Annotated in this window: 19 protein-coding genes; 2 read left to right on the top strand and 17 right to left on the bottom strand. The window is 61.0% G+C overall.

Features of this window, described 5'->3' with window-relative positions:
• The first annotated feature begins 64 nt into the window (after window positions 1–64).
• Window positions 65–1,213: an acyl-CoA dehydrogenase family protein gene (locus SOP95_RS23115; RefSeq protein ID WP_323608441.1), complete on the top strand. Its 1,149-nt coding sequence runs from the start codon at window positions 65–67 to the stop codon at window positions 1,211–1,213.
• Between the two features lie 136 nt (window positions 1,214–1,349).
• Here the strand turns inward: SOP95_RS23115 and SOP95_RS23110 are convergent, their stop codons facing one another.
• The 16 genes from SOP95_RS23110 to ccoN (SOP95_RS23035) form a co-directional block, all read right to left on the bottom strand.
• Window positions 1,350–1,898: an adenine phosphoribosyltransferase gene (locus tag SOP95_RS23110; RefSeq protein WP_323608440.1), complete on the bottom strand. Its 549-nt coding sequence runs from the start codon at window positions 1,896–1,898 to the stop codon at window positions 1,350–1,352.
• 77 nt (window positions 1,899–1,975) lie between these two features.
• Window positions 1,976–2,710 carry a fumarate/nitrate reduction transcriptional regulator Fnr gene (gene fnr / locus SOP95_RS23105; RefSeq protein WP_274077968.1) on the bottom strand — a complete coding sequence of 245 codons (735 nt, stop codon included), beginning with the start codon at window positions 2,708–2,710 and terminating at the stop codon, window positions 1,976–1,978.
• Window positions 2,711–2,803: 93 nt separating this feature from the next.
• Complete coding sequence (gene hemN / locus SOP95_RS23100; protein WP_323608471.1) at window positions 2,804–4,186, bottom strand: oxygen-independent coproporphyrinogen III oxidase; 1,383 nt, start codon at window positions 4,184–4,186, stop codon at window positions 2,804–2,806.
• 176 nt (window positions 4,187–4,362) lie between these two features.
• Window positions 4,363–5,046 carry a sulfite exporter TauE/SafE family protein gene (locus SOP95_RS23095; protein ID WP_323608439.1) on the bottom strand — a complete coding sequence of 228 codons (684 nt, stop codon included), beginning with the start codon at window positions 5,044–5,046 and terminating at the stop codon, window positions 4,363–4,365.
• The gene (gene ccoS, locus SOP95_RS23090) at window positions 5,039–5,257 is read right to left on the bottom strand and encodes a cbb3-type cytochrome oxidase assembly protein CcoS (protein ID WP_323608438.1); all 219 of its coding nucleotides are present in this window, start codon (window positions 5,255–5,257) and stop codon (window positions 5,039–5,041) included. Before ccoS ends, SOP95_RS23095 begins: the two co-directional genes overlap by 8 nt.
• 22 nt (window positions 5,258–5,279) lie before the next feature.
• On the bottom strand, window positions 5,280–7,730 hold the full coding sequence (locus SOP95_RS23085; protein ID WP_323608437.1) for a heavy metal translocating P-type ATPase: 2,451 nt from the start codon (window positions 7,728–7,730) through the stop codon (window positions 5,280–5,282).
• Between the two features lie 138 nt (window positions 7,731–7,868).
• Window positions 7,869–8,408, bottom strand: coding sequence for a FixH family protein (locus SOP95_RS23080; RefSeq protein ID WP_274077971.1), 540 nt, complete (start codon window positions 8,406–8,408; stop codon window positions 7,869–7,871).
• A gap of 11 nt (window positions 8,409–8,419) precedes the next feature.
• On the bottom strand, window positions 8,420–9,835 hold the full coding sequence (ccoG, locus tag SOP95_RS23075) for a cytochrome c oxidase accessory protein CcoG (protein WP_323608436.1): 1,416 nt from the start codon (window positions 9,833–9,835) through the stop codon (window positions 8,420–8,422).
• A 782-nt stretch (window positions 9,836–10,617) separates the two neighbouring features.
• Window positions 10,618–11,601 carry a cytochrome-c oxidase, cbb3-type subunit III gene (ccoP, locus tag SOP95_RS23070; protein ID WP_323608435.1) on the bottom strand — a complete coding sequence of 328 codons (984 nt, stop codon included), beginning with the start codon at window positions 11,599–11,601 and terminating at the stop codon, window positions 10,618–10,620.
• On the bottom strand, window positions 11,598–11,783 hold the full coding sequence (locus SOP95_RS23065; RefSeq protein WP_032831505.1) for a CcoQ/FixQ family Cbb3-type cytochrome c oxidase assembly chaperone: 186 nt from the start codon (window positions 11,781–11,783) through the stop codon (window positions 11,598–11,600). The genes ccoP (SOP95_RS23070) and SOP95_RS23065 overlap by 4 nt, the downstream gene beginning before the upstream one ends.
• 5 nt (window positions 11,784–11,788) lie before the next feature.
• Entirely contained in the window at window positions 11,789–12,397 is a 609-nt protein-coding gene (ccoO, locus tag SOP95_RS23060; protein ID WP_274077974.1) for a cytochrome-c oxidase, cbb3-type subunit II, read from the bottom strand.
• The gene (gene ccoN, locus SOP95_RS23055; RefSeq protein ID WP_274077975.1) at window positions 12,397–13,839 is read right to left on the bottom strand and encodes a cytochrome-c oxidase, cbb3-type subunit I; all 1,443 of its coding nucleotides are present in this window, start codon (window positions 13,837–13,839) and stop codon (window positions 12,397–12,399) included. The genes ccoO (SOP95_RS23060) and ccoN (SOP95_RS23055) overlap by 1 nt, the downstream gene beginning before the upstream one ends.
• A gap of 480 nt (window positions 13,840–14,319) precedes the next feature.
• Window positions 14,320–15,273, bottom strand: a complete 954-nt coding sequence (ccoP, locus tag SOP95_RS23050) for a cytochrome-c oxidase, cbb3-type subunit III (RefSeq protein WP_323608434.1) — start codon at window positions 15,271–15,273, stop codon at window positions 14,320–14,322.
• The gene (locus SOP95_RS23045) at window positions 15,270–15,467 is read right to left on the bottom strand and encodes a cbb3-type cytochrome oxidase subunit 3 (RefSeq protein WP_323608433.1); all 198 of its coding nucleotides are present in this window, start codon (window positions 15,465–15,467) and stop codon (window positions 15,270–15,272) included. Before SOP95_RS23045 ends, ccoP (SOP95_RS23050) begins: the two co-directional genes overlap by 4 nt.
• A 3-nt stretch (window positions 15,468–15,470) precedes the next feature.
• Window positions 15,471–16,079, bottom strand: coding sequence for a cytochrome-c oxidase, cbb3-type subunit II (gene ccoO, locus SOP95_RS23040; RefSeq protein ID WP_274077978.1), 609 nt, complete (start codon window positions 16,077–16,079; stop codon window positions 15,471–15,473).
• A 10-nt stretch (window positions 16,080–16,089) separates the two neighbouring features.
• Window positions 16,090–17,514 (bottom strand): cytochrome-c oxidase, cbb3-type subunit I, encoded by a 1,425-nt coding sequence (gene ccoN, locus SOP95_RS23035; protein WP_323608432.1) that lies wholly within the window; start codon window positions 17,512–17,514, stop codon window positions 16,090–16,092.
• A gap of 81 nt (window positions 17,515–17,595) precedes the next feature.
• Here ccoN (SOP95_RS23035) and SOP95_RS23030 point away from each other — a divergent pair, with 81 nt between their 5' ends.
• A complete protein-coding gene (locus tag SOP95_RS23030) occupies window positions 17,596–18,273 on the top strand; it encodes an alpha/beta family hydrolase (protein ID WP_323608431.1) in 678 nt (225 codons plus the stop codon).
• 115 nt (window positions 18,274–18,388) lie between these two features.
• On the opposite strand, the gene SOP95_RS23025 is transcribed toward SOP95_RS23030, so the two are convergent.
• Window positions 18,389–18,850 carry a hypothetical protein gene (locus SOP95_RS23025; protein WP_323608430.1) on the bottom strand — a complete coding sequence of 154 codons (462 nt, stop codon included), beginning with the start codon at window positions 18,848–18,850 and terminating at the stop codon, window positions 18,389–18,391.
• Window positions 18,851–19,110: the final 260 nt, after the last annotated feature.

Genomic DNA, 19,110 nt, shown 5'->3' with positions numbered 1-19,110 from the left:
AATCCTGTTGAAAACCAAGCAAGCGCTCGGTTAACTTCGCTGAACCCTTCAGTGGAGTTCGCCGATGCCTGCCTTCGAGGAATACTTCGACCCCAGCCACCAAATGGTCCGCGACAGCGTAAGACGCTTCGTCGAGCGCGAGATCCTGCCGGACATCGACCGGTGGGAAGAAGCCGAAAGCTTTCCCCGAGAGCTTTACGTGAAAGCCGGCGCCGCGGGCATTCTCGGCATCGGTTATCCACAGAGCCTGGGTGGCAGCCACGAGGGCGATGTGTTTGCCAAGATCGCCGCCAGCGAAGAACTGATGCGCTGTGGCTCCGGAGGCCTGGTGGCGGGGCTGGGGTCGCTGGACATCGGCTTGCCGCCGATTCTCAAGTGGGCCAGGCCGCAAATCCGTGACCGGGTCGTGCCACAGGTGCTGTCCGGCGAGAAAATCAGCGCCCTGGCCGTCACCGAACCCGGCGGCGGGTCCGACGTCGCCAACCTGCAAACCCGCGCCGTGCGTGAGGGCGACTTCTACCGGGTCAGCGGTAGTAAAACCTTCATCACCAGCGGTGTGCGCGCGGATTTCTACACCGTCGCGGTGCGCACCGGCGAGCCGGGTTTTTCCGGCATCAGCCTGTTGCTAATCGAAAAGGGTACACCGGGTTTTACCGTCGGACGGCCATTGAAGAAAATGGGCTGGTGGGCGTCGGACACAGCCGAGCTGTTCTTCGATGATTGCCAAGTGCCCGTAGGCAATCTGATCGGCAGCGAAAACATGGGTTTTGCCTGCATCATGGGCAATTTCCAGAACGAACGCCTGGCCTTGGCCTTGATGGCCAACATGACTGCGCAGCTTGCCCTGGAGGAGAGCCTCAAGTGGGCGCGCGAGCGTGAAGCCTTTGGCAAGCCGATCGGCAAGTTCCAGGTGATCAAGCATCGTCTGGCGGAGATGGCCACGGCACTCGAAGTCTCAAGGGAATTCACCTACCGGCAGGCGGCGAAGATGGCGGCGGGCAAGAGCGTGATCAAGGAGATTTCCATGGCCAAGAATTTTGCCACGGATACCGCAGACCGGATCACCCACGATGCCGTGCAGATCCTCGGTGGCCTGGGTTACATGCGCGAGAGCCTGGTGGAGCGGTTGTACCGGGATAACCGGATTCTTTCGATTGGCGGGGGGACGCGGGAAGTGATGAACGAGATCATCAGCAAGCAGATGGGACTCTGAGGCTTGCTGTGTAGCGACTCACGTCATCGCCGGCAGGCCAGCTCCCACAAGGATCTACGCCGTACGCAAATCCTGCGCATGACACAGAACCCTGTGGGAGCTGGCCTGCCGGCGATAGCGTCAGTACAGTCGCCGCTTACTTATCGGTAAGAGCAAACTGCGTCAGGCAAAAAGTAGGAATCCCCATGTCTTCCAGGCGCTGCGACCCGCCCAGCTCCGGCAAATCAATGATCGCCGCCGCTTCATGAACCCGCGCACCCATGCGCCGAACCAGGTTCGCCGCTGCAATCAGGGTGCCGCCGGTGGCGATCAGGTCGTCGAACATCACCACCGAATCGCCTTCGCACAGGCTGTCGGCGTGCACTTCAAGAAACGCTTCGCCGTACTCCGTCGCATAGCCTTCGGCCAGGACGTCGGCTGGCAACTTGCCTTGCTTGCGAAACAGCACCAGCGGCTTGTTCAGCTGATAGGCCAGCACCGAACCGATCAGGAAACCCCGGGCGTCCATGGCGCCGATATGAGTGAAATCCGCCTCGACATAGCGGTGGGCGAAACTGTCCATCACCAGGCGCAGGGCCGTGGGCGACTGGAAGAGCGGGGTGATGTCGCGAAAGATCACGCCGGGCTTGGGAAAGTCGATCACGGGGCGGATGAAGGATTTGATGTCGAAGGAGTCGAAGACCATCGAAGATGTCCTGGCAGGCTGCAAACGACACAGTATAACGGCGGCTGAACCGTTTCGCTCAGCCGCGATCGGCCGAATCAGCCTTCGAGGGAGCCACCGGCCAGGGCGCACAGCTGGATCGGGTCAAGGATGCGGATTTCCTTGCCTTCGGCGGCGATCAGTTCGTTCTGCTGGAAGCGCGTGAACACCCGCGACACGGTCTCCACCGCCAGGCCCAGGTAGTTGCCGATTTCATTGCGCGACATGCTCAGGCGGAACTGATTGGCCGAGAAACCCCGGGCGCGGAAGCGCGCCGACAGGTTGACCAGGAAGGTGGCGATGCGCTCGTCGGCGGTCTTTTTCGACAGCAGCAGCATCATCTGTTGATCGTCGCGAATCTCGCGGCTCATCACGCGCATCAGCTGACGACGCAACTGCGGCAGTTGCAGGGCCAGTTCGTCGAGACGTTCGAAGGGGATTTCACACACCGAGGTGGTTTCCAGCGCCTGTGCCGACACCGGATGCTTTTCGGTGTCCATGCCCGATAGCCCGACCAGTTCGCTCGGCAAGTGGAAGCCGGTGAGCTGTTCTTCGCCGCCATCGCTCAGGTTGAAGGTCTTCAGGGCGCCGGAGCGCACGGCGTAGACCGAGTCGAACCGGTCGCCTTGGCGGAACAGAAACTCGCCCTTTTTCAGAGGGCGTCCCCGTTTGACGATTTCGTCCAGCGCATCCATATCTTCCAGATTCAGAGAAAGTGGCAAACACAGCGGGGCCAGACTGCAATCCTTGCAATGTGCCTGGGTGTGAGCGCGCAATTTTACTGGCTCGGACATTTCTTCAATCCTTGTGGGAAAACACACATAAGCTGTAAGGGTAACCCACTGTAGGACATTGAGGCCAGCACGCGGCGGATTTGTCGCAGGGATCTAGATCACCCGGGAAAACCTTTGCTGACTGTGTTGCGCAAGGTAGGCATCGAACACCATGCACACCGAGCGCACCAGCAGGCGGCCTGCCGGCAATACCGTGATGCGTTCGCTATCGAACTCAATCAGGCCATCCTTGGCCATGCACTGCAATTGCGGCCAAAGTTCGGCGAAATAACCTTGAAAATCGATATTGAAGGCCTGTTCGATCTGGGCGAATTCCAGGCTGAAATTGCAGATCAGCTGCTGAATTACGGCGCGGCGCAGTCGGTCATCGGCGTTGCACAGCAGGCCACGGCTGGTGGCCAGTTGTGACGAGGCCAGGGCGTTCTGGTATCGATTCAGGTCGCTGCTGTTCTGGCAGTACAGGTCGCCGATCTGACTGATCGCCGACACACCCAGGCCAATCAAGTCGCAATGGCCGTGGGTGGTGTAGCCCTGGAAGTTGCGTTGCAGGGTCCCTTCCTCCTGGGCAATCGCCAGTTCATCGTCGGGCAGCGCGAAGTGGTCCATGCCGATGTAGCGGTAGCCGGCGGCGGTCAGTTGCACGATGGTGCCCTGAAGCATTTGCAGTTTTTGCGCGGGAGTCGGCAGCTCGTTGCTGTTGATCCGCCGTTGCGGCATGAAGCGTTCCGGCAGGTGTGCGTAGTTGAACACCGAGAGCCGGTCCGGTTGCAGGCTGATGACTTCGTCGACGGTGCGCGCAAAGTTCTCCGGGGTCTGCTTGGGCAGCCCGTAGATCAGGTCGATGTTGATCGAGCGAAACTGCAGGGTGCGGGCGGCGTCGATCACTGCGCGGGTTTCCTCCAGGCTCTGCAGGCGGTTGACCGCGCGCTGCACGGCCGGGTCAAGGTCTTGCAGGCCGATGCTGACCCGATTGAAACCCAGTTCGCGCAGTAGGCCCATGGTCGACCAGTCGGCTTCGCGGGGGTCGATTTCGATGCCGTAGTCGCCGGAATCATCGTCCAGCAGATTGAAGTGTTTGCGCAGGTGGGCCATCAACTGGCGCAACTCGTCGTGGCTGAGGAAGGTCGGTGTGCCGCCGCCAAAGTGCAGCTGCTCGACTTTTTGTGTCGGGTCGAGGTGGCAGGCGATCAACTGGATCTCCTGTTCCAGGCGCTGCAGGTAAGGCAGTGCGCGGCCGCGATCCTTGGTGATGACCTTATTGCAGGCGCAGTAGTAGCAGATGTTCGCGCAGAACGGCACGTGCACGTACAGCGACAACGGGCGCGCGGCCTTGCGGCTGTCGCGCAGGGCATGCAGCAGGTCGAACGGGCTGATCTGGCTGTGGAATTGCACGGCGGTCGGGTAGGAGGTGTAGCGCGGTCCCGCCAGGTCATAACGGCGGATCAGATCGGTGTCCCAACGAATGGCGTCGAGCATCATGCGGGCATTCCCCCGGATAGGCTGGCAGTGTCAGCCACTTTATGCGAGGGCGGGGTGGGGCATCTTGATTTGCATCAAGGAGGATCAAGATCAAAAGATCGCAGCCTTCGGCAGCTCCTACAGGTGTAATGCCATCCCATGTAGGAGCTGCCGCAGGCTGCGATCTTATGCTTTTAATGCCCCATGAGCCAATGCTGATGCGGCCCCGGCAGTGTCCAGATCCCAAACAACATCACCAACAACCCGCCCGCCATGCGCACGCTGCGTTTACGCAACAACGCCGTCACCCGTTCAGCCGCCAGCCCCGTAGCGAGCAAAACAGGCCAGGTCCCCAGCCCAAACGCCAACATCAACAGCGCACTGTCCAGCGCATTGCCCTGGCTGGCCGACCACAGCAAGGTGCTGTAGACCAGGCCACACGGCAGCCAGCCCCAGAGCGTGCCCAACAGCAGCGCGCGGGGCAGGCTCGACACCGGCAGCAGTCGGTTGGCCACCGGCTGGATATGCCGCCACAGGCCGCGACCGAGGCTTTCGATGCGCGTCAGCCCGCTCCACCAGCCGGCCAGGTACAGGCCCATGGCGATCAGCAGCAGGCCGGCGAGCACACGCATGAACATCGCCGCGGGACTGTTGGCCACCGCCCAGCCGGCCAGGCCGATCAACAGGCCGGCGGCGGCGTAGCTGAGGATGCGCCCCAGGTTGTAGGCCAGCAGCAGGCGAAAGCGGCGGCTGCGTTGCTCCTTGGGGATAGCCAGCGTCAATGCGCCCATCAAGCCGCCGCACATGCCCAGGCAATGCCCGCCACCGAGCAGGCCGAGGATGAGCGCCGACACCAGCAGCGGTGCCAATTCAAGCATGGGGCGGCGCCTTGTCGTCGGGTTTGGGCGGCTGGCCGCTGGCCTCGTCGACCGCCGCGGTGTGGTTCGGGTCCTGGTCGTCGAACAGGATGCTGTGGGCCGGGCCGTCGAGGTCGTCGTACTGACCGCTGTCGACCGCCCAGAAGAAGATGTAGACGGCGATGGCCACGATCAACAGCGCGGCGGGAATCATCACGTAGAGAGCTGGCATCTGGACTCCATGCCCGCGCGGCTCAGGCCGGCAGCGGGCGGGTTGCTGGCGTGGTGCGGGCAGTCGGCGCGCTCGGCAGGCGAGTCAGGCGCAGGGCGTTGAGCACCACGGTCAACGAACTGATCGACATGCCGACCGCGGCCCACACAGGCGTGATCCAGCCGAGGGCGGCGAACGGCAACATGAGGCCATTGTACAGTCCCGCCCACAGCAAGTTCTCGATGATCACCCGACGGGTGCGCCGTGCCAGGCTGAAGGCTTGCACCAGGGCATCGAGGCGGTTGGACAGGAGCACGGCGTCGGCGCTGGTTTTCGCCAGGTCCGTGGCCGAGCCCATGGCCACGCTGATATCGGCGGCGGCCAAGACGGGAACATCGTTGACCCCGTCACCGAGCATCAGCACCTTGCGGCCTTCCCTGTGCAGTTGTTGCAGGACCTGCAGTTTATCGTCCGGGCGCAGGCCGCCCCGGGCCTCGTCGATACCCAACTCGGCCGCGACACTGGCGACCATCGGCGAGCTGTCGCCGGACAGCAACAGGGTGCGCCAGCCGCGTGCCTTGCAGGCGGCGAGCAGGGCAGGGGCATCGGCGCGCAGACGGTCGTCGAGCACCAGCCACGCCAGCGGCCCCTGGCTATCGCCGAGCAGCAGCCATTGGCCGGCTTCGTCCGGAATGGCCGGCACGGCAGCGCCGCTGAGTGCGCAGACAAAACCGGGCTGGCCGATGCGCAAGCGTTGCGCGCCGACCTGCCCTTCGAGGCCAAGCCCCGGCATGCTGTGAACGTCCTCGGCGGCCAGCGGCGCGCGACCAAAAGCGCGGGCAATCGGGTGTTCGGAACGGTTCTCCAGGGCCGCGGCGAGACTCAGGCACTGGTCGCTGTCGAGAGTGCCGAGGGGGCGGATCGAGCGCAGCGCCAGGCGACCTTCGGTGAGGGTGCCAGTCTTGTCGAAAATCACCGTGTCGATCTGGTTCAATCCTTCCAGCACATGGCCGCGGGTCAACAGCAAACCCAGCTTGTGCAGGGTGCCGGTGGCAGCGGTGAGGGCGGTCGGCGTGGCCAGGGACAGGGCGCAGGGGCAGGTCGCGACCAGCATCGCCAGCACGATCCAGAAGGCCCGCGAAGGGTCCAGCTCCCACCACAGCAGGCCGATGGCGGCGGCGGCGATCAACGACAGCAGCAGGAACCATTGCGCGGCGCGATCGGCAATTTCCGCCAGGCGCGGTTTTTCCGCCTGGGCGCGGTCGAGCAGGCGCACGATGGCCGAGAGGCGGGTGTCCTGACCCAGGGCCAGGACTTCGACGGTCAACGGGCCTTCCACATTCAGTGTACCGGCGGTGACGGCGTCGCCCGGGGTGCGTGGCTGCGGAAGGTATTCGCCAGTCAGCAGCGACTCGTCGATGCATGACTGGCCGTCGAGGATCTTGCCGTCGGCCGGCAGGATCGCCCCCGGATGCACCAGCACCTGATCGCCGACCCGCAGTTCGCTGAGCAGGATGCGCTCGCTCTGGCCGTCGCCACCCAGGCGCAGGCATGAAGCGGGCAATAGATTGACCAGTTGCGCGGTCGCGGCGGCGGTGCGTTCCCGGGCGCGCCGTTCCAGGTAGCGCCCGGCCAGCAGAAACAGCGCAAACATGCCGACGGCATCGAAATACAGCTCGCCGACTCCGGTGATCGAGGTCCAGATCCCGGCGATGTAGGCGCTGCCAATGGCCAGCGACACCGAAACGTCCATGGTCAGGTGCCGGGTGCGCAGGTCGCGCATGGCGCCCTTGAAGAACGGCGCACAACTGTAGAACACGATCGGCGTGGTCAGGAACAGCGCGACCCAGCGCAGGATGGTGTGCAGCTCGGGGCTGAGGTCGATGTTGAATTCCGGCCAGGTGGCCATGGTCGCCATCATCGCCTGGAACCACAGCAGCCCGGCCACGCCGAGCTGGCGCAGGGCCAGGCGGTTCTCGCTGGCCAGTTGTTCGCTGGCGCGGTCGGCCTGGTAGGGGTGGGCGGCGTAGCCGATGTGGCGCAGCTCGGCGAGCACCCGGCTCAGTGGCAATTGCGCGTCGGTCCAGCGCACGTGCAGGCGATGGTTGGACAGGTTCAGGCGTGCTTCGGCAACGGCCGGCAAGGTGCGCAGGTGTTTCTCGATCAACCAGCCGCAGGCGGCGCAACTGATGCCTTCGATCAGCAGGGTGGTTTCGGCCAGTTCGCCTTCGTGGCGAACGAAGGGTTGCTGCACGTCGGCGCGGTCGTACAGCGCCAGTTCATCGACCAATTGCACCGGCAGTGCTTCGGGGTTGGCCGAGGCTTCGCTGCGATGCTGGTAATAGCTCTCCAACCCGCCGGCGACAATGGCCTCGGCCACGGCCTGGCAGCCCGGGCAGCAGAATTCGCGGGACTCCCCGAGCACGGCGGCGGTGAAGCGGCTGCCGGCCGGGACGGGCAGGGCGCAGTGGTAGCAGGGGGTTGGGGTGGTCATTCAAAATTGTCCGGGGAGGGCGCTATCCCTGTAGGAGCTGACGAGTGAAACGAGGCTGCGATCTTTTGATCTTAACAAGCAAGATCAAAAGATCGCAGCCTGCGGCAGCTCCTACATTGAAGCGCGAAGCGCGGCTTTCTATTTCTTCAGGTCTTCCGCGCCTTGCAGCGGCTCGTCACCCAGCAGCAGCTCTTTGTCGTGGTTGACCAGTTCTTCCTCGAACATGCGCCAGATGTGGTCATCCTGGCTGCCGAGCAATTCGATGAAGCGGCGGCCTTCGATCTTGTCGCTCAGTTGGCCGATATAGCGGCCCTGTTCGGTATCGCTGCGGGTGAGGGTGATCTTGCGGTCCTTCTCCGGTTGCGTCGGCGAGATCAGGTTCAGCTCAAGCGTCGCCGGCTGGCTGTTGCCGCTCAGGCGCAGGTCGACTTCACCGGTCACGTCATCCAGGTGAATGCTGGCGCGCATCAACAGGGTCTGCGCCAGCAGTTCACGGTCGAGCGAACGGTTGATGCCTTTGCCAGCCTCGTAGTAGTTGTCGTTGACCAGGTTGTCCGGGTTTTTCACCGCGATGGTCACCATGGACAAGGTCAGGGTCACCGAGCAGGCCAGGATCCCGATGATGATCCACGGCCAAAGGTGCTTGTACCAGGGACTTGCGGCAGTTGCTGCGGGCATGATCACTTCTCTCAACGATTTTGTGGGCCGATGAATCGGCTCTTGGCTTCAACGTGGATGCTGGCGTCATCGGCGTCCTTGAGGATGAATTTCACCTCGTTGGTGCTCGACGGCAATTGTTCCGGGGCCACCGACAGTTCGACCGGCTGGCTGATGATGTCGCCGGCCGCCACCTTGATCTCACGCCGGCCTTGCAGCTTGAGGTCCGGCAGGCCGGTGGCCTCGAGCACATAGCTGTGGTCGCGCTGGTCCTTGTTCATGATCTTCAGGCTGTAGACGTTCTCGATCCGGCCTTCGGCATTCTCACGGTACAGCACGCGGTCCTTGCTGACGTCGAAACCGACCAGTGAACGCATGAAGAATGCAGTCACCAGCACGCCGATCATCGCCATCAGCACCACGGCATAGCCAATCAGGCGCGGGCGCAGCTTATGGGTTTTCTGCCCGGACAGGTTGTGCTCGGTGGTATAGCTGATCAGGCCACGCGGGTACTCCATCTTGTCCATGATCGCGTCGCAGGCATCGATGCACGCCGCGCAGCCAATGCACTCGATCTGCAGGCCGTCGCGGATGTCGATCCCGGTCGGGCAGACCTGGACACACATGGTGCAGTCGATGCAGTCGCCCAGGCCCTGGGCCTTGTAGTCGATGCCTTTCTTGCGCGGGCCACGGCTTTCGCCACGGCGCGGGTCGTAGGAGACGATCAGCGTGTCCTTGTCGAACATCACGCTCTGGAAGCGTGCGTACGGGCACATGTAGATGCACACTTGCTCGCGCAGCCAGCCGGCGTTGCCGTAGGTGGCGAGGGTGAAGAAACCGACCCAGAAATACGACCAGCCATCCGCCTCGCCGGTGAAGAACTGAATCACCAGTTCGCGAATCGGCGAGAAGTAGCCAACGAAAGTCATGCCTGTCACGAAACCGATCAACAGCCACAGGCTGTGCTTGCTGAATTTGCGCAGGAACTTGTTGGCGCTCATCGGCGCCTTGTCGAGTTTGATGCGCTGGTTGCGGTCGCCTTCGGTGACCTTTTCACACCACATGAAGATCCAGGTCCACACGCTCTGCGGGCAGGTGTATCCGCACCAGACCCGGCCGGCGTACACCGTGATGAAGAACAGGCCGAAGGCGGCGATGATCAGCATGCCGGACAGCAGGATGAAATCCTGGGGCCAGAAGGTGGCACCGAAGATGAAGAACTTGCGCTCAGGCAGGTTCCACCAGACGGCCTGGTGCCCGCCCCAGTTGAGCCACACCGTACCGAAATACAACAGGAACAGCGCGGCACCGCCTGCCATTCGCAGGTTGCGGAAAATGCCGGTAAAGGCACGGGTGTAGATTTTTTCCCTGGAGGCGTAGAGGTCGACGCTGTTGTTCGCGTTCTTGGCGGGTGGAGTGACGTCGTGTACCGGAATCTGGTTGCTCATCATTGCATCCCACGGCAGTGGAAAAATGCCTCGGTCAGTACGTGCCGACCGCGGTCAAAAAGAGGTGTCGCAGTGGCCCAATGATACGCCTGTCGCTCTAGCTCAAGGGTGCGACCTTTGGTCGCGTTGGGGAAAAATCAACAATGGTGTAGCGAATGTAACAAAACATGATGCAGGTCACTTGACTATAGACAATTCGCTATTGCCCTTTATCCACCCCTGGACGATTTCAGGGCTTATGGTCCGGGTAATAGTTTGAGAACAATGCTGGATGGCATCGTCAATATGAAATGCGTACTTTGGATCGGCGACAGTAGCCAGGTCGCAGCTTGAACATTCAATAATTTACTTAAGGAAAAGTAACCATGACCCATCATGAAGATGAACCCACCGCTGTGCAAATCCCCGCTGCCGAGCCACAAGTCACCCCGGAGCCGAAACCTGTGACCGGTTGCACGGCTCCAGCTCCTCAGGCGACGTCCAGTACCCCGACTCACACGATTGAGTCTTCTATCGATAAAGCCCGCCCCAGGGGGATTGCTGCTGACAACAAGCGCGGAACGGGTGGCCTGGACTCCTTGGGCGGCGGTCGCCTTCCATAAGCTGCCGGGCGTGCATGAGTCTCTCCCAGGTTCATGCAGGCATTGAATACGCTTGGGTCGCCGTTGCCCATTGCTGCCAGAATGAGTCGCGGGCATCTATAGACTAGCGTAAGCCACAATAGAAACGGCCCCGCCAATTCACATTGGCGGGGCCGTTTTTTGTTGCATCAAGCGTTTGCCTTACTGGGCGTCCGCCACCGGAGCCTTCTCGCCATGCGAGAGGCTGTAGACGTAAGCGGCCAGCAGGTGAACCTTGTCGTTGCCCTGCATCTGCTCTTGCGCAGGCATCTGGCCCTGGCGGCCGTAACGGATGGTCTGCTGCAGTTGCGCGAAGCTCGAACCGTAGATGAACGCGGCCGGGTGGGTCAGGTCGGGTGCGCCCATCGCCGGGGTGCCTTTACCTTCCGGACCGTGGCACGCCACGCAGTTGGCCGCGAACAGTTTCTGCCCGGCAACCGGGTCGGCCTTGGTGTTTTCCGGCAGCTTGCGGCCATCGAGGTTGGTCAGGACGAAAGCGGCAACGTCCGCAACGCCTTGCTCGCCGATCACTTCAGCCCACGCCGGCATCACCGCGTGACGGCCGCCCATGATGGTGGTCTTGATGGTTTCCGCTTCGCCGCCCCAGCGCCAGTCGGCGTCGGTCAGGTTAGGGAAGCCATAGGCACCCTTGGCGTCGGAACCGTGGCAGACCGAGCAGTTGGAGGCGAACAGGCGGCCGCCCATTTTCAGGGCCTGTGGATCCTTTGCCACCTCTTCGATCGGCATGGAAGCGAACTTGGCGAAGATCGGACCGAACTTGGCGTCCGAGCGGGCCATTTCCTTTTCCCACTCGTGAACGCCGGTCCAGCCGGTCTGGCCGTTGGCAAACGCGGTCTGCTTCTCGTTATCCAGGTAGTTGTAACCCGGCAGCAGGCCTTTCCAGTTGCCCAGGCCCGGGTACAGCACCAGGTAGCCCAGGGCGAAGATGATGGTGCCCACGAACAGCATGAACCACCATTTCGGCAGGGGGTTGTCGTACTCCTCGATCCCGTCGAAGGAGTGGCCGACCGTCTCTTCGGTCGCCTCGCTGCGCTGGCCCTTACGGGTCGACAGCAGCAGCCAGGTCAGGGAAAAGATCGTACCGAGACTGAGGACTGTGACATACAGACTCCAGAATGTAGTCATTCTTTGTTACTCCTAGAAGCTTGCTCGACGTGCTTGATGGCTTCGGGATCATCCGCAAAAGGCAGCAAGGTCGCGTCTTCGAACTCCGACTTGCGCTTGGGACTGAATACCCACAACGCCAGACCGACGAAGGCCACCATCACGACGACGGTGCCCAGGCCACGAATCATCCCGATATCCATTTAGATCACCGTTTGCTTTTGATGATGGTGCCCAGGCCTTGCAGATAGGCCACCAGCGCGTCCATTTCGGTTTTGCCCTTCACGGCATCCTGTGCACCGGCGATGTCTTCGTCGGTGTAAGGGACGCCGAGCGTGCGCAAGACTTCCATTTTCTTCGCGGTTTCCTTGCCGTCGAGCTTGTTTTCCACGAGGAACGGGTAGGCCGGCATTTTCGACTCAGGCACCACGTTGCGCGGGTTGTACAAATGCGCACGCTGCCAGTCATCGGAGTAACGACCGCCGACACGGGCCAGGTCCGGACCGGTACGCTTGGAACCCCACAGGAACGGGTGGTCCCACACGCTTTCACCGGCGACCGAGTAGTGGCCGTAACGTTCGGTTTCAGCACGGAACGGGCGGATCATCTGCGAGTGGCAGCTGACGCAACCGTTGGCGATGTAGACGTCGCGGCCTTCCAGTTCCAGGGCCGGGCGGGGCTTCATGCCCTCGACCGGCTTGTTGGTGACGTCCTGGAAAAACAGCGGAACGATCTGGGTCAGGCCGCCGACACTGACGGCGATAACCATGAAGAAGGCCAGCAGGCCAATGTTCTTCTCGACTGCTTCATGCTTCATCAGTGAGCTCCAACTACAGCAATCTGTTCGGCAGCTTCAGCTTCTGCCGGGTTCGAGGCACGTACGGTACGCCATACGTTGTAGGCCATGAACAGCATGCCGGCGGCGAAGAACGCACCGCCCAGGGCACGCACGATGAAGCCAGGGTGGCTGGCCTGCAGTGCTTCGACGAAGGAGTAGGTGAGGGTGCCGTCGTCGTTGATTGCACGCCACATCAGGCCCTGGGTGATGCCGTTGACCCACATCGAAGCGATGTACAGCACGGTACCGATGGTCGCGAGCCAGAAGTGCGTGTTGATCAGGCCGATGCTGTGCATCTGCGCGCGACCGAACAGTTTCGGGATCATGTGGTAGATCGCGCCGATCGAGATCATCGCAACCCAGCCCAGCGCGCCGGCGTGTACGTGGCCGATGGTCCAGTCGGTGTAGTGCGACAGCGAGTTGACGGTCTTGATCGCCATCATCGGCCCTTCGAAGGTCGACATGCCGTAGAACGCCAGGGACACCACCAGGAACCGCAGGATCGGGTCGGTGCGCAGCTTATGCCAGGCGCCCGACAAGGTCATCATGCCGTTGATCATGCCGCCCCAGCTTGGTGCCAGCAGGATGATCGACATGGCCATGCCCAGGGACTGAGCCCAGTCCGGCAGAGCGGTGTAGTGCAGGTGGTGAGGACCGGCCCAGATGTACAGGGTGATCAGCGCCCAGAAGTGCACGATGGACAGGCGATAGGAGTAGATCGGACGCTCGGCCTGTTTCGGCACGAAGTAGTACATCATCCCCAGGAAGCCCGTGGTCAGGAAGAAACCTACGGCGTTGTGGCCGTACCACCACTGGATCATCGCGTCGGTCGCACCCGAGTAGGCCGAGTAGGACTTGAACAGGCTGACCGGCAGCGACATGTGGTTGACGATGTGCAGCATCGCCGTCACGACGATGAAGGCACCGTAGAACCAGTTGCCCACATAGATGTGCTTGGTCTTGCGCTTGACGATGGTGCCGAAGAACACCAGGCCGTAGGTAACCCAGACGATGGCCAGCAGAATGGCGATCGGCCATTCCAGCTCAGCGTATTCCTTGGTGGTGGTGTAACCCAGCGGCAAGGTAACGATGGCGCCGACGATCACCGCTTGCCAACCCCAGAAGGTGAAGGCCGCGAGGCTGTCGGAAATCAGTCGCGTTTGGCAGGTTCGCTGCACGACGTAATAGGAAGTGGCAAACAGTGCACAACCACCGAAGGCGAAAATCACCAGGTTGGTGTGCAACGGGCGCAGGCGTCCAAAGCTCGTCCAGGGCAGACCGAAGTTCAATTCCGGCCAGACCAGTTGCGAGGCGATGAAGACACCGAGCCCCATGCCAAGGATCCCCCAGACCACCGTCATGATGGCGAACTGGCGGACTACCTTATAGTTATAAGCAGTCGGACTGATTGCTGTGCTCATTCTAAGGTTCCACGGTTTGGGTGTTTTATTAGGATTAAAAATCGGCCGCAAGTATGTAGAAAGCAGGGGGTCATTGCAACGCGCCATGACCTGGGTCAATGCTTTCAAATGCTGATTCTGCGGCCTTTCCATGCGCCGCGTAGGGTCAAAATTGGCCTCGGACAAAATGTCGCAGGGAACGGAAGAAGCGAGGGGTTCAGGTCACTTGTAACGGGGTGTGTTGAAAAGGCCTGATCGCCGACCGACGGCATTTGGCTCGACAGCCGGTATCTACCTGCCTTTGCGGCCTTTCAATCGGCCGATTGGTTGAACACATCGTGCAAGGAAGACCTGGAACCGGCACGGGCCAGTCCCCATCGATCAAGCGTAGACCCGAATCCGGGGATTCGAAAGGGGAGGTATGGAAGGGTGCGACAATGGGTCGCAAAGGGGCAGGGAACTGCCGCATCCGAAAGAATGCGGCAGTGGGGGTGTTGCGAACTATTGCTTTTTGCCTTCGACTTGCAGGTTTTCTGTATTCAATCCGTTTGACAGGCTGTACACATAAGCCGCAAGCAACTGTACTTTATCGTTGCCGAGCAGCTCATTCTGCGCCGGCATGTGACCCTGGCGACCATGGCGGATGGTCTGCTCGAGCTGGGTCAACCCCGTGCCGTAGATGAAACCGGCCGGGTGCGTCAGGTTTGGCGCGCCCATGGCTGCTGTGCCCTGGCCATTGGCCCCGTGACAGGCGGTGCAGGTGCTGCTGAACGCTTGCTGTCCGGCTTGCAGGTCGGCCTTGCTGTCCGCCGGCAATGGCAGGCCTGCCAATTCATGGCGGACATAGGCGGCAACGTTCTTCACCCCCGCTTCGCCGAGGATTTCACCCCAGGCCGGCATCGCCGCCATGCGTCCACCCAGGATGGTGGCCTTGATGGTGTCGGCGTCGCCGCCCCAGCGCCAGTCGCTGTCTGCCAGGTTGGGGAAGCCGAACGCGCCCTTGGCATCCGAGCCGTGGCACACCGAGCAGTTGGAGGCGAACAGTCGACCCCCCATTTTCAGTGCTTGCGGGTCCTTGGCCACTTCCTCCAGCGGCATGGCGGCGAATTTGGCGAAGATCGGCCCGAATCGGGCGTCGGCCCGGTCCATTTCCTTTTCCCACTCGTGCACGCCGGTCCAGCCGTTGGCGTAGCCGGGCAGGATGCCTTTCCAGTTGCCAAGGCCCGGATAGAGGATCAGGTAACCGACGGCAAACACCAGGGTGCCGGCGAACAGCATGAACCACCATTGCGGCAACGGGTTGTCGTACTCCTCGATGCCGTCGAAGCTGTGGCCCATGGTCTGGTCGACGCTGCCCTTGGTTTCGCCCTTGCGGGTGCCGATCAGCAGCCAGGTCAGGCCGATCAGGCTGCCGATGGTCAGTACGCAGATCCACGTACTCCAGAAAGTGGTCATGGCCGGGTGCTCCTTGTGGCGGATTCTTCGGGGATCTCGGGGTGTGGCTCGTCGGCGAACGGCAGTAGGCGCGCTTCGGCGAATTGCGCGTTGCGCTTGCCGTTGAATACCCACAGCGTCAGGCCGATGAAGGCCACGAACACCACGACCGTGCCCAGGCCGCGGATCATTCCAGTGCTCATTTCAACGACCATGGCTCACCTCTTGCTCTTGATCGCAGTGCCGAGCACTTGCAGGTAGGCAACCAGTGCGTCCATTTCGGACTTGCCCTTGAGCGACTCGGCCGCGCTCGCGATGTCGTCGTCGGTATAGGGCACGCCCAGGGTGCGCATGGCCTTGAGCTTGGTTTCGGTGTGGTTGCTATCGACCGCGTTGGCCACCAGCCACGGGTAGGCCGGCATCTTCGATTCCGGCACCACGTTGCGCGGGTTGTACAAGTGCGCGCGGTGCCAGTCATCGGAGTAACGCGCGCCCACCCTGGCCAGGTCCGGCCCGGTGCGTTTCGAACCCCAGAGGAACGGATGGTCCCAGACGCTTTCGCCGGCCACCGAGTAGTGCCCGTAGCGTTCGGTCTCGGCGCGGAACGGGCGGATCATCTGCGAATGACAACCGACGCAGCCTTCGCGGATGTAGATGTCGCGGCCTTCCAGTTGCAGCGCGGTGTAGGGCTTCATGCCTTCCACCGGTTTGTTGGTCACGTCCTGGAAGAACAGCGGGACGATCTGGGTCAGGCCGCCGATGCTTACGGCCAGGATCATCAGGAGCAGCAACAGGCCGACGTTTTTCTCGATAGTTTCGTGTTTCATGGCGGACTCCTCAGGCCATCTGCGCGGCAGCGGCGGCTTCGGCAGGCTGCGAGGCCCGCACGGTACGCCAGGTGTTGTAGGCCATCAGCAACATGCCGCTGAAGAAGATCGCCCCGCCCACCAGTCGCACGACGAAGCCAGGGTGGCTGGCCACCAGGGTTTCGACGAAGGAGTAGGTCAGCGTGCCGTCCTCGTTCACCGCACGCCACATCAGGCCCTGGGCGATGCCGTTGACCCACATCGAGGCGATGTAGAGCACGGTGCCGATGGTGGCGAGCCAGAAGTGCGCGTTGATCAGGCCGATGCTGTGCATCTGCGCGCGACCGAAGATTTTCGGGATCATGTGGTAAAGCGCGCCGATGGAAATCATCGCCACCCAGCCGAGCGCGCCGGCGTGGACGTGGCCGATGGTCCAGTCGGTGTAGTGGGAGAGGGCGTTGACCGTCTTGATCGCCATCATCGGCCCTTCGAAGGTCGACATGCCGTAAAACGCCAGCGACACCACGAGGAAACGCAGGATCGGGTCACTGCGCAACTTATGCCAGGCGCCCGACAGGGTCATCATGCCGTTGATCATCCCGCCCCAGCTTGGCGCCAGCAGGATCAGCGACATCACCATGCCCAGCGACTGCGCCCAGTCCGGCAAGGCGGTGTAGTGCAGGTGGTGGGGGCCGGCCCAGATGTACAAGGTGATCAGCGCCCAGAAGTGCACGATCGACAGGCGATAGGAGTACACCGGACGCTCAGCCTGTTTCGGCACGAAGTAATACATCATCCCGAGGAAACCGGCGGTGAGGAAAAAGCCCACGGCGTTGTGGCCGTACCACCATTGCACCATCGCGTCGGTGGCACCGGAGTACAGCGAGTAGGACTTGGTGAAGCTGACCGGCAACTCCATGTTGTTGACGATGTGCAGGATCGCCACGGTGACGATGAAGGCACCGAAGAACCAGTTACCCACATAAATGTGTTTGGTCTTGCGCTGCATGATCGTGCCGAAGAACACGATGGCGTAGGCGACCCAGACGATGGTGATCAGGATGTCGATCGGCCATTCCAGCTCGGCGTATTCCTTGGAACTGGTGTAGCCCAGCGGCAGGCTGATGGCCGCCAGCAGGATCACCAGCTGCCATCCCCAGAAACAGAAGGCGGCGATTTTCGGTGCAAACAGCTGGGCCTGGCAGGTGCGTTGCACCGAATAAAACGAACTGGCGAACAGGGCGCAACCGCCGAAGGCGAAGATCACCGCGTTGGTGTGCAGCGGGCGCAGGCGGCCGAAGCTGGTCCAGGGCAAATTGAAGTTGAGTTCCGGCCAGACCAACTGGGCAGCGAGAAAAACCCCGAGCCCCATGCCGACGATGCCCCACACCACCGTCATAATGGCGAATTGGCGGACCACCTTATAGTTGTAGGCGGTACTGATAGAAGTGTTCATGGTTCCCCATCCACGGTTCAGCCCAAGTGTGCAAACGCACCCTTTGGCCGGAGTTATAGGCAGACTAAAAGCGAGGCAAGCATGGACAAACAGCACAAGGCCGGTATTGACGGGGATCAATGGGCGCAGTGCGTGCGGGATCACGGATGGTTGTGGAACGTCGCCAGCGGCAAGGCCTCGGCAACCCTGATCCTGGCCCACGGCGCCGGTGCTCTGATGGACAGCGCCTGGATGAGCGACATGGCGCAACGCCTTGCTGCACACGGCGTCAACGTGCTGCGTTTTGAATTTCCGTACATGGCGCAGCGGCGTGTCGATGGCAGCAAACGCCCGCCGAATCCGGCGGCGAAACTGCTGGAATGCTGGCGTGAGGTGTACGGCGAAGTGCGACGTCATGTCACTGGGCCGCTGGCCATTGGCGGCAAGTCCATGGGCGGGCGCATGGCCAGTTTGCTCGCCGATGAACTGGGCGCGGACGCGCTGGTGTGCCTTGGCTATCCGTTTTATGCCGTGGGCAAACCGGAGAAACCGCGGGTTGAGCATTTGGCTGGATTGAAGACGCGGACGCTGATTGTTCAGGGGGAGCGGGATGCGCTGGGTAACCGTGAGGCGGTCGAGGGCTATGCGTTATCGCCGTGTATCGAGGTGTTCTGGTTGGTGGCGGGGGATCATGATTTGAAGCCGTTGAAGGCTTCGGGGTTTACCCATGAGCAGCATTTGGCTTCGGCGGCGAGTCGGGTGGCGGCGTTTCTCCAGTGAATCTTTCGACAACACCCATGGCCTCATTGTGAGTAACCCCACAATGGATAATGTGCACTCATCCATTGTGAGGGGCAGCTACCACTAGTTGGGATAGTCTGCCACGTCATTAACTTTAACGTGGTTGTCTTGTCAAATCGAATTCGCCGTTGGGGGATTTGACGTTGGAGCCGAATGTCGCTTCAAAGTTACCCTTGAAAGTGTTGTTCTTCGGATCGAGTTTGATAGAGACTTTAGCAGATAGTGCATCTATTACGTTGTATTCTGGATTGCCGATCGAGTAATAATGTGTAAAGGTAAGACCCTGTTCTCCTAGAGTAAGTGTCTTGTCAATAACGTTTTCGTCAATGTAGTCAAACTGGAATATATAGTGGAAAAGGTCATTTGTTAGGTGGGAGCCTGTCCGGGCATACACGCACCATTTTTTCCGTCCACCAGAAAGATTCCAAAGTTCCGCGCGAGCAGTGGTCGCTTCGGTCCAGTCGAGCTCCGAATCCAAGCGCCACTTGAAAGTGCCATTGGTTCCTGGGTTGGGTTGTTTCATTGTCTCTAACATGCGTTCGAAATTGTTATCCATTTCAGCTTCATCTCATGGGTATTGACATTGACGTTCTGTCGATGCCGTGAGGAACACCCTAAGATTTTTTCCGCAGCAGTGTAACTGTCACAAATGACAGTGGATTTATTGATATTTAAGTGGTTTCGTAGATGTGGTTTGTGACGCGAATTCGTGATCGCTACAAAACACTGTAGGAGCTGGCTTGCCAGCGAAGAGGCCCTGACAGGCAACTTGGCTTTCACTGATGCAACAAAAAACCCGGAAGCTTTCACTGTCCG

This window comes from Pseudomonas sp. YuFO8 (assembly GCF_035065025.1).
GTDB lineage: Bacteria > Pseudomonadota > Gammaproteobacteria > Pseudomonadales > Pseudomonadaceae > Aquipseudomonas > Aquipseudomonas putida_AE.
The sequence above is the reverse complement of the archived record's forward strand: the minus strand, read 5'-3'. Positions and strand labels throughout refer to the sequence as shown.

Bases quoted from the DNA above. Each gene is read 5' to 3' on its own strand.
- ccoO (WP_274077978.1), bottom strand. From the start codon at position 16,079: ATGAAACACGAAACTATCGAGAAAAACGTCGGCCTGTTGCTGCTCCTG.
- SOP95_RS23045 (WP_323608433.1), bottom strand. From the start codon at position 15,467: ATGGTCGTTGAAATGAGCACTGGAATGATCCGCGGCCTGGGCACGGTC.
- SOP95_RS23110 (WP_323608440.1), bottom strand. From the start codon at position 1,898: ATGGTCTTCGACTCCTTCGACATCAAATCCTTCATCCGCCCCGTGATC.
- ccoP (WP_323608435.1), bottom strand. From the start codon at position 11,601: ATGACTACATTCTGGAGTCTGTATGTCACAGTCCTCAGTCTCGGTACG.
- SOP95_RS23065 (WP_032831505.1), bottom strand. From the start codon at position 11,783: ATGGATATCGGGATGATTCGTGGCCTGGGCACCGTCGTCGTGATGGTG.
- hemN (WP_323608471.1), bottom strand. From the start codon at position 4,186: ATGCTCGACGCCATTCGTTGGGACACCGATCTGATCCGCCGTTATGAC.
- fnr (WP_274077968.1), bottom strand. From the start codon at position 2,710: ATGTCCGAGCCAGTAAAATTGCGCGCTCACACCCAGGCACATTGCAAG.
- ccoS (WP_323608438.1), bottom strand. From the start codon at position 5,257: ATGCCAGCTCTCTACGTGATGATTCCCGCCGCGCTGTTGATCGTGGCC.
- SOP95_RS23030 (WP_323608431.1), top strand. From the start codon at position 17,596: ATGGACAAACAGCACAAGGCCGGTATTGACGGGGATCAATGGGCGCAG.
- ccoO (WP_274077974.1), bottom strand. From the start codon at position 12,397: ATGAAGCATGAAGCAGTCGAGAAGAACATTGGCCTGCTGGCCTTCTTC.
- ccoP (WP_323608434.1), bottom strand. From the start codon at position 15,273: ATGACCACTTTCTGGAGTACGTGGATCTGCGTACTGACCATCGGCAGC.
- SOP95_RS23080 (WP_274077971.1), bottom strand. From the start codon at position 8,408: ATGCCCGCAGCAACTGCCGCAAGTCCCTGGTACAAGCACCTTTGGCCG.
- SOP95_RS23115 (WP_323608441.1), top strand. From the start codon at position 65: ATGCCTGCCTTCGAGGAATACTTCGACCCCAGCCACCAAATGGTCCGC.
- SOP95_RS23085 (WP_323608437.1), bottom strand. From the start codon at position 7,730: ATGACCACCCCAACCCCCTGCTACCACTGCGCCCTGCCCGTCCCGGCC.
- ccoN (WP_274077975.1), bottom strand. From the start codon at position 13,839: ATGAGCACAGCAATCAGTCCGACTGCTTATAACTATAAGGTAGTCCGC.
- SOP95_RS23095 (WP_323608439.1), bottom strand. From the start codon at position 5,046: ATGCTTGAATTGGCACCGCTGCTGGTGTCGGCGCTCATCCTCGGCCTG.
- ccoN (WP_323608432.1), bottom strand. From the start codon at position 17,514: ATGAACACTTCTATCAGTACCGCCTACAACTATAAGGTGGTCCGCCAA.
- ccoG (WP_323608436.1), bottom strand. From the start codon at position 9,835: ATGAGCAACCAGATTCCGGTACACGACGTCACTCCACCCGCCAAGAAC.
- SOP95_RS23025 (WP_323608430.1), bottom strand. From the start codon at position 18,850: ATGGATAACAATTTCGAACGCATGTTAGAGACAATGAAACAACCCAAC.